This window comes from Flavobacterium gawalongense, assembly GCF_007097265.1.
GTDB classification, from domain to species: Bacteria; Bacteroidota; Bacteroidia; order Flavobacteriales; family Flavobacteriaceae; genus Flavobacterium; species Flavobacterium gawalongense.
On the sequence record NZ_VJZP01000064.1, the window covers coordinates 2,926 to 6,034 of the forward strand.

The 3,109-nt window shown below is 40.2% G+C and carries 1 protein-coding gene (cut by a window edge); it reads left to right on the forward strand.

Translation table 11 applies throughout. The features are described from left to right. The coding region annotated (locus tag FNW38_RS17140) for a beta strand repeat-containing protein (RefSeq protein WP_449404049.1) crosses the window boundary (this coding region is incomplete at its 3' end): on the forward strand, positions 1-3,109 show 3,109 of its 3,869 nt. Its footprint begins 760 nt before the window's first position.

The window sequence follows — 3,109 nt, forward strand, 5'->3', positions numbered from 1 at the left end:
ACGAAGTAACCGTTACTGATACTAAAGGTTGTAAAGCCGTTAAATCGATAACTATTACTCAACCAACTGCTGCCTTAACGTGTTCTATTACACAAAACAAAGCTGTTTCTTCTAATGGGTTAAGTGATGGAGAAGCCACTGTTACTCCACTTGGTGGAAATGGAGGATACACTTATTTATGGGATAATGGAGAAACTACTGCCCAAGCAATTGCCTTAAATGCAGGGCCACATTCTGTAACAGTTACCGATTCAAAAGAATGTCAAACAACATGTGAAATTACGATTACCGAACCTAATGTTTTATCCTGTAGTATTACACAAGATACTCCTGCTAAATGCTATGGTGATAGTAATGGAATAGCCACGGTAACTGCTATTGGTGGAAATGGGGATTATACCTACTTATGGGACAATGAAGAAACTACCGCTCAAGCAACGGCATTAAATGCTGGTACACATACCGTAACGGTAACCGATAAATTAGGATACAAAACTACTTGTTCAGTAATCATAACTCAACCTGACGCAGCAATAAGTGCTACAGCAGCAATCACAAATAACAATAACTGTGTAGGTTGTAGTAATGGGGCTATAGATCTTACCGTTTCTGGAGGTACAATGCCATATACTTTTATATGGTCTAATGAAGCTATAACCGAGGATATTTCCAACTTACCAAAAGGCAATTACACTGTAGAAATTAAAGACAAAAATGGATGTACTGCTAATTATACTTTTGAAATTACAGAATCTGGAATTGCATTAGTAAAAACCGGAGTATTCAGTGATACAAATAACGATGGATTTGCACAAGTAGGTGAAATAATCAATTATACTTTCGCAGTGACCAATATAGGTAATGTGACCGTAACCAAAATCGTAATTACCGATCTTGATTTTGAGGGACTGACTATCTCTAATAGTCCGATTAATTCCTTAGCACCCGGAGCAACTGACAGCTCTGTGACTGGTACTTATACCATAACCCAAACTGATATTGATGCAGGAAAAGTGACTAATTCCGCTTTTGCAAATGGGAAAGATCCTGATAATGAAGATGTGACTGATACTTCGGGTACAACAAATGAAAACAATACACCAACCGTTACGCCGTTGACACAAACACCTGGTATTATTTTAGTAAAAACGGGTGTCTTTGTGGATGAGAATAATGACGGTTATGCTCAGTTAGGCGAAACTATTAACTATACTTTTGCCGTAACTAATATAGGTAATGTGACCATTACAAATATTGAGATTACCGATCTTTTGGTGACTGTAAATGGCGGACCGATTGGAACTCTTGCGGTGGGAGCAACTGATAATACTACCGTTACCGCTTCCTATTCCTTGACTCAGGCAGATATTGATGCCGGTCAAGTGACCAACGTAGCTACAGCAACTGGACAAGATCCAAAAGGAAATGATGTAACCCATACCGATGATACCACAGTAGACTTAACCAATGCTCAAAAACCTGAAATTGCTTTAGTGAAAACTGGCGTCTTTGTGGATGAGAATAATGACGGTTATGCTCAGGTGGGTGAAACTATTAACTATACTTTTGCCGTAACTAATACAGGTAACGTAACTGTGACGAACATCATAATTACAGATCCATTGATTACTATAGTTGGCGGACCGATTGGAACTCTTGCGGTGGGCGCAACGGATAATACTACCATTACCGCTTCCTATCCCTTGACTCAGGCAGATATTGATGCCGGTCAAGTGACCAACGTAGCTACAGCAGCTGGACAAGATCCAAAAGGAAATGATGTAACCCATACCGATGATACCACAGTAGACTTAACCAATGCTCAAAATCCTAAAATTGCTTTAGTGAAAACTGGTGTCTTTAGCGACACCAACAATGATGGTTTCGCTCAAGTGGGTGAAATAATAAATTATACTTTTGCAGTGACCAATACGGGTAATGTGACCCTAACCAATATTGTTATCACGGATCCGTTGGTTACTGTTGTTGGCAGTCCTATTCCAACTCTTGCCGTGGGTGCTATTGATAACACTACTGTGGCCGCTACTTACACCATTACCCAAGCTGATATTGATGCTGGAAAAGTGACCAACTCGGCTTTGGCAACCGGTAAAGATCCTAAAGGAAATGATGTAACGGATACTTCGGGCACAACCGTTGAAAACAACACCCCTACTGATACGCCACTTCCTCAAAAACCTAGCATTGCTTTAGTGAAAACGGGTGTCTTTAGCGACACCAACAATGATGGTTTCGCTCAAGTGGGTGAAATAATAAATTATACTTTTGCTGTGACCAATACGGGTAATGTGACCGTAACCAATATCATTATCACAGATCCATTAATAGGTTTGATTATAACTGGCAATCCTATTGCTTCTTTAGCGCCTGGAACTACTAGTTTCGTGACCGGAGTTTATACAATTACCCAAGCTGATATTGATGCTGGAAAAGTAACCAACTCGGCTTTGGCAACCGGTAAAGATCCTAAAGGAAATGATGTAACGGATACTTCGGGCACAACCGTTGAAAACAACACCCCTACTGATACGCCACTTCCTCAAAAACCTAGCATTGCTTTAGTGAAAACGGGTGTCTTTAGCGACACCAACAATGATGGTTTCGCTCAAGTGGGTGAAATAATAAATTATACTTTTGCTGTGACCAATACGGGTAATGTGACCGTAACCAATATCATTATCACAGATCCATTAATAGGTTTGATTATAACTGGCAATCCTATTGCTTCTTTAGCGCCTGGAACTACTAGTTCCGTGACCGGAGTTTATACAATTACTCAAGCTGATATCGATTTGGGAAAAGTGACCAACTCGGCTTTGGCAACCGGTAAAGATCCTAAAGGAAATGATGTAACGGATATTTCGGGCACAACCGTTGAAAACAACACCCCTACTGATACACCACTTCCTCAAACCCCTAGCATAGCTTTAGTAAAAACTGGGGTCTTTAGCGACACCAACAATGATGGTTTCGCTCAAGTGGGTGAAAAAATAAATTATACTTTCACAGTGACCAATACGGGTAATGTGATCATAACCAATATCGTCATCACGGATCTAGTGCCATTGGTTGGTTTTGCAATAACTGG